The sequence below is a fragment of the Streptomyces lushanensis genome (assembly GCF_001700515.1).
Taxonomy (GTDB): domain Bacteria; phylum Actinomycetota; class Actinomycetes; order Streptomycetales; family Streptomycetaceae; genus Streptomyces; species Streptomyces lushanensis.
The window spans coordinates 25,630-32,050 of the sequence record NZ_MAUD01000076.1 but is presented as its reverse complement, the minus strand read 5'-3'; the positions used below and the strand labels follow the sequence as shown (position 1 = coordinate 32,050).

The 6,421-nt window shown below is 71.3% G+C and carries 5 protein-coding genes; 1 reads left to right on the top strand and 4 read right to left on the bottom strand.

Annotation, left to right across the window (positions count from 1 at the left end; all coding sequences use genetic code 11):
- The 4 genes from BFF77_RS06885 to proB form a co-directional block, all read right to left on the bottom strand.
- Positions 1-397: SCO2584 family spore wall biosynthesis protein (locus BFF77_RS06885; RefSeq protein WP_066944936.1), on the bottom strand; the 397-nt coding region annotated here is incomplete at its 3' end.
- Positions 398-519: 122 nt separating this feature from the next.
- The gene (locus BFF77_RS06880) at positions 520-1,803 is read right to left on the bottom strand and encodes a glutamate-5-semialdehyde dehydrogenase (protein WP_066944933.1); all 1,284 of its coding nucleotides are present in this window, start codon (positions 1,801-1,803) and stop codon (positions 520-522) included.
- 239 nt (positions 1,804-2,042) lie between these two features.
- A complete protein-coding gene (locus BFF77_RS06875; protein WP_066944929.1) occupies positions 2,043-2,558 on the bottom strand; it encodes a hypothetical protein in 516 nt (171 codons plus the stop codon).
- Between the two features lie 145 nt (positions 2,559-2,703).
- Positions 2,704-3,810: a glutamate 5-kinase gene (proB, locus tag BFF77_RS06870; RefSeq protein WP_066944946.1), complete on the bottom strand. Its 1,107-nt coding sequence runs from the start codon at positions 3,808-3,810 to the stop codon at positions 2,704-2,706.
- 508 nt (positions 3,811-4,318) lie between these two features.
- Between proB and BFF77_RS06865 the strand changes: the two genes are divergently transcribed.
- On the top strand, positions 4,319-6,337 hold the full coding sequence (locus tag BFF77_RS06865; RefSeq protein ID WP_245703291.1) for a glycosyltransferase family 2 protein: 2,019 nt from the start codon (positions 4,319-4,321) through the stop codon (positions 6,335-6,337).
- The last annotated feature ends 84 nt before the right edge of the window (positions 6,338-6,421 follow it).

Sequence of the window (6,421 nt, the reverse complement as noted above, 5' to 3'; positions counted from 1 at the left end):
GCCAGGCGACCGGGCGGTGCCAGCGGGCGCTGCCGCGGTACGGACGCAGGGCGCCGCCATGGCGTCCGTACGGGCCGAGGGACGCGTCCGGGTCGTCGGGGTCGTACTCGCCGTCGTAGGGATACTCGGAGCCGTACACGCCGTCCCGGCCGTACAGCTCCTCGTAGAGCTCGTCCTCGGGCGGTCCGCCGCCGGCCCTGGCCCGTGCCGCCTCGGCCTCCGCGCGCGCCTGGGCGGCGGCCAGCAGGCGTTCCACGGCGGAGGGTTCATGGACGGCGGCCGACCGGACGAAGTCCTCGTCGAACACCACGGAGGCGAACTCCTCGTCCGCTCCTCCGCGGTCGTCGTCGGGCTCCCAGCCGTCCGGGAACGGCTTGCCCCCCACGTCGTCCGGCACCTCTTCAGAGTAGACCTGGGCGGTCGTTTTGGGCAGGCGGAGTCCGAACTCTCCCGACTTCGTTCACGGTGCCCGCTGACCGGAACCCCGCACCCGGCCACCGGACATGACCGCGGCCGGCGCTACCGGACGTGACCGTCGCCGGTGACGATGTACTTCGTCGACGTCAGCTCCGGCAGCCCCATCGGCCCGCGCGCGTGCAGCTTCTGCGTGGAGATCCCGATCTCGGCCCCGAAGCCGAACTGTCCGCCGTCCGTGAAGCGCGTGGACGCGTTCACGGCGACCGTCGTGGAATCCACCAACTGGGTGAAACGCCGGGCCGCCGCCTGCGAGGTGGTGACGATCGCCTCCGTATGGCCGGACGACCAGAGCCGGATATGGGCGACGGCCGCCTCCAGCGAGTCCACCACGGCGGCGGCGATGTCGTACGAGAGGTACTCGGTCTCCCAGTCCTCCGCGGTGGCCGCCACGACCGTCGCCTTCGAGCCCTCCGCGTAGGCCAGCACCCGCTCGTCGGCGTGGACGGTGACCCCGGCGTCGGCGAGCGCGTCCAGCGCGCGCGGCAGGAACGCCGCCGCGATGTCCTGGTGGACCAGCAGCGTCTCGGCCGCGTTGCAGACACTGGGCCGCTGCGCCTTGGAGTTGATCAGGATCTCGACGGCCATGTCGAGATCGGTCTGCGCGTCGACGTACACATGGCAGTTGCCGGTGCCGGTCTCGATGACGGGCACGCTGGATCCCTCGACGACCGTACGGATCAGGGAGGCGCCACCGCGCGGAATCAGTACGTCGACCAGTCCGCGCGCCCGCATCAGCTCCTGTACGGATTCGCGGCCCTCGCCCGGTACGAGCTGGACGGCGTCCGCGGGCAGTCCGGCCCCGCCGACGGCGTCGCGCAGCACCCGGACGAGCGCGGTGTTGGAGGAGAGCGCCGAGGAGGAGCCGCGCAGCAGCACGGCGTTGCCGGACTTCAGGCAGAGGGCGGCGGCGTCCACGGTGACATTGGGGCGTGCCTCGTAGATGATCCCGACCACGCCGAGCGGCACCCGCACCTGGCGCAGGTCGATGCCGTTCGGCAGCGTCGAACCGCGGACGACCTCACCGACCGGATCGGGCAGCGCCGCCACGTCCCGTACGTCCGCCGCGATGGCCCGTACCCGCTCCGGGGTCAGGGTGAGCCGGTCGATGACCGCCTCGCTCGTGCCGGCCTCCCGGGCACGGGCCACGTCCTCGGCGTTGGCCGTGACGATCTCGTGCGTACGGACCTCCAGCGCGTCCGCGATCGCCAGCAGTGCGTCGTCCTTGGCCGCGCGCGGCAGCGGCGCGAGGTCGCCGGCCGCGGCACGGGACCGGTAGGCGGCCCTGGCGACCGGGGAGAGGTTGTCGTACGGCGAGAGCGAGGTCATGCCCGCAGGGTAGTGCGCCTCCTGCGGGCATTCCGCACGTATTCCGTACTCCGAGACACTTCCGAGCGGATACCGGAACGCGTGGCCGTGCCCGGAGCGCATACGGACCTGAAGGAACGTGATCGGACGCGACCGGACGTGATCAGGCGCAATCGGTCGCGACCGGATGGATGTGCGCCGGCGGGGTGTGCGCCGACGCGTGAGGGCGCCGGACATCGCGTCGGCGCGCCGGAAACGCGTCAGAAGGGATGGACGCCCACCGGAGCCGCCGGCGGCGGACCGTATCCCTCCGCGATCCGCTGGTGGTACGTCTCACGGTCGATGACCTCGAGGCCGACGATCTCCCACGGCGGCAGCTTCGCGCTGGACCGGTGCTCGCCCCAGAGCCGCAGGGCCACCGCGGCGGCGTCGTGCAGATCTCTGGCCTCTTCCCAGTAGCGGATCTCCGCGTGGTCGTTCGCGTAGCGGCTCGTGAGCAGAAAAGGATGGTCGTGGGCAAGCTGTTCCAAGCCACGCCGGACCTCCGTCAGCGGAGTTTCGCCGCCCGAGACGCTCAGCGTGATGTGCCACAGCTTCGACACCGCCAGGCCCTCCCGGCGCGCCTCCGTTCTCGATACGGTCTCCCGCTGTCGCTCGCCGTCGAAGTCTTCCCCTGCTTCGACGCTGGTCAGAGCCCGTTCTTCCGCCTTGGCCCCGCGGGCACGGACGCTGCCCCCGGTCCCTCGGGGCACCGCCCCCGGGCGCGCTCGTCTCACCAGCGGCCTCCTGTTGTTGCGTCGTCGTGCTGTTCCCCGCCTGATACCCCTGAGACAAAGTTGACCAGTCCCGGGCGCGGCATGGGGCGGTTTTGGTAAAGGTCCCTGTTCAAAGACAGGAGTTTCAGCCGTTTCAGGGGCGCGGTCAGGGACGCAGGATGACCAGGTCGTCCCTGTGTACGACCTCACGCTCGTAGGCGGGACCCAGTTCGCGCGCGAGTTCCCGGGTGGATCTGCCGAGGAGCTGCGGGATCTCCTTCGCGTCGAAGTTGACCAGCCCCCGGGCGACGGCCCGGCCCTCGCCGTCCCGGAGCTCGACCGGGTCCCCGGCGCTGAACTCCCCCTCCACCGCGGCGATCCCGGCGGGCAGCAGCGAGGTGCGCCGCTGGACGACGGCCCGTACGGCGCCGTCGTCCAGGGTGAGCGCGCCCTGCGGGGTGGAGGCGTGCGCGAGCCAGAGCAGCCGGCCCGCCGAGCGGCGTCCCGTGCGGTGGAAGTACGTACCGGTGTCACGGCCCGCGAGACCGTCGGCGGCGTGGCTGGCCGAGGTCAGCACCACCGGGACACCGGCCTCGGTGGCGATCGCGGCGGCCTCGACCTTGGTGACCATGCCGCCGGTGCCCAGACCCGCCTTGCCCGCGCTGCCGAGGGAGACGCCCGCCAGATCGGCGGGGCCGCGCACCTCGGCGATCCTGGTGGTGCCGGGCCTGCTGGGATCGCCGTCGTAGAGCCCGTCGACGTCCGAGAGCAGGACGAGCAGATCGGCCCGGACGAGATGGGCGACGAGGGCGGCCAGCCGGTCGTTGTCGCCGAACCGGATCTCCTCCGTGGCGACCGTGTCGTTCTCGTTGACGACGGGCACGGCGCCCATGCCGAGGAGCTGGTCGAGCGTGCGGTAGGCGTTGCGGTAGTGGGCCCGGCGGCTGGTGTCGTCCGTGGTGAGGAGCACCTGTCCGACGCGGACGCCGTACCGGGCGAAGGACGCGGTGTAACGGGCGACCAGCAGCCCCTGCCCGACGCTCGCCGCGGCCTGCTGCCGGGCCAGGTCGCGGGGACGGCGGATCAGCCCGAGCGGTGCGAGTCCGGCGGCGATGGCACCGCTGGAGACCAGCACGATCTCCTTCTCGCCGCCCCTTCTGACCTGGGCGAGCACATCGACAAGCGCGTCGACACGGTCGGCGTCGAGCCCTCCGGAGGCGGTGGTGAGCGAGGAGGAGCCGATCTTGACGACGATTCTGCGGGCCCGCGCCACGACCTCGGCCCGTCCGACCGGCCCCGGCGCGTCATCCCGGCCGGGCCCGTCGACGCGCTCAGGACCCTCCACCGGCTCCGGCCGCTCCGCCGCGTCCGCGCCCCGTTGTCCCGCCGCGTCCTGCCGTGCCGCTGCCACGTGCTCTGCCTCTGCTCTCACTGCGCTTCTTCGCCGCGCCCGCCGCGCCCCGCCGTCGAAGGCTCACCGTCGGGGCGCCTTACGACCGGTCAGCGTACGCGGGCCACGCCCGGGGACGGCACGCCTTTTCAGTGGGTGGGACGAGGGCCCGGGGCGCGTTTTCCCGACACAATCCCGGCCACCGCACAACCGGATGCGAGTGACAGCAGTCTGTCAGGTGTGACAACGGTGGGGAAACATCGCGCTCCGAGCAGGGCTAGGCTGGCTCTCGGCAGCGCTCCTCGCTTCGCCGACGGCGGCGCCCCCTTCCCCCCGTGTAGCACGCCGGGCAATCACACACGAGATGGGCCACCAGTAAATGCCAGTAAAAGTGAGCGTCGTCATTCCGGTTTACAACCCGGGTAAGTACATCGATCCGTGCATCGATTCACTGCTGGCCCAGACACTGCCGGCCGCCGATTTCGAGGTGCTGTTCGTGGATGACGGCTCGACGGACGACACTCCCGGCCGACTGGACAAACTGGCGGACGAGCACCCGCACCTCCGGGTGATCCACATCCCTAACTCCGGCTGGCCCGGAAAGCCCAGGAACATCGGCGTGTCCGAGGCGAAGGGCGAGTACGTCCAGTTCCTCGACCAGGACGACCACCTGGCCTCCGACGCCCTGCGGAGGCTCTACGAGATGGGCCACCGCAACGGCTCCGACATCGTGATCGGCAAGGTCGCGTCGAATTTCCGCGGCGTGCCGCACGGGGTGTTCCGGACGAACCGCGAGAAGTGCGACCTGACCGACGCACCGCTCTACGACAGCCTCACGCCGCACAAGATGTTCCGTACGGAGTTCCTCCGCGAGAACGGCATCGCCTATCCCGAGGGCAAGCGGCGCCTTGAGGACCAGCTCTACATGATGCAGTCGTATTTCCCCGCGAAGGTCGTGTCGATCCTGGGGAATTACACCTGCTACTACTACTCGAAGCGGGACGACGGCCAGAACGCCGGATCGGCCAGGCTCGTGCCGTCCGGCTACTACGGCAACCTCCGTGAGGTCCTCCAGGTCGTCGTGGACAACACCGAACCGGGTGAATTCCGGGACCGGTTGCTGCGCCGCTTCTACCGCGTCGAGATGCTCGGCCGGCTGAGCGAGCCGGGTGTGCTCAAGTTCACTCCCGAGTATCTGGACGAGATGGTCGACGTCATCCGCCCGCTCGCCGAGGACTTCATGAACGACGGGGTGCACGAGGGGCTCGGCTCGCTGACCCGGCTGCGCTCCACCCTGCTGCGCGCCGACGACCGCGAAGGGCTGGTGAAGGTCGCCCGCTTCGCCTCCTCGGTCAAGGGCGCCGCCCGTCTTGAGGACTTCGAATGGGAGTCCGACGGCAGGATCGCCCTCTCGCTGACGGGCCGTCTGGTCCACGGCGAGGACAAGGAGCCGCTGCGTCTGGTCCGTCGCGACAACCGGTACTTCCTGCACCCGGAGATCACCGAGGGGCTGCTGCCCGCCGGTGAACTCCTCGACGTCTCCGACGACATGGACGGCTTCAAGGGCGAACTGTCCCTGCGCAACCGCGAGACCGCCGTCGAGTGGCCGTGTCCCGTCGACTTCTCGGCCGAGGTCGAGAAGCTGGACGGCGACAGCTACGAGGTCGTGCTGCGCGGCCGGGGCCATGTCACCAGCGAGGCGGTCAAGGGACGCGGCCGGGTCTCCCGCGGCTTCTGGGACATCTGGGTGCCGCTGCGCGGACTCGGGCTCGTACGGAAGGCCCGGCTCGGCGCCGACCGCGCGCCGCACGTGGACGCCAAGTGCCTGCCCGCGGTGCTCGGTTCGCCCGCGCGCCCGGTCATCCCGTACTTCACCGATCCGCACGGCAATCTCACCCTCGATGTCGCGGGCCGCGCCAAGAAGCTGGCCGCCCACCTCGCGGACCGGCCGGTACGGCGGATGCCCGGCGGCGGCCGGCCCGAGCTGCGGCTCGACGTGTTCACCGGCACCAGGTCCGGCTCCCGGGCCGCCGAGCTGATCGTGACCGCCGCCGACGGCACCACCCGTACCCTGCCCGCCACCCTGCGCCCCGACCACGGCCGGGCACATCTCGGCGTGCCCGCGCGCGTGGCGGATCTGCCCCCCGGCCCGGCGCGGCTCTCGGTGCGGCTGGACGGTCCGAAGGGCGCCGAACTCCCGCTCTGCGAGGTGCCCGTGACCGCCGGCGGCCGGATCAGGCTCGATCGCGGTGACGTGGCCGTCGTCGACGCCGCACTCGTACGGGCGGTCACGGTACGGCGCCGCAGGGCGGCCCTGCGGCGGCTGCTCCGCTCGGCGGGCGGGCCGATCGTACGGCGGCTGCCCTCCTCGGCGCGCAAGAAGGTACGCCGTCTCGCGGCCCGCTTCTGACCCGGCCGCGCGGCGCCTTCCCCCGTCTCCCCGAACAGCACGCTCCGTGCGACAAGAACACCGTGCGGCAGGAACGCCGTACGG

Coding starts and splice junctions, on each gene's coding strand:
- BFF77_RS06880 (WP_066944933.1), bottom strand. CDS start 1,803: ATGACCTCGCTCTCGCCGTACGACAACCTCTCCCCGGTCGCCAGGGCC.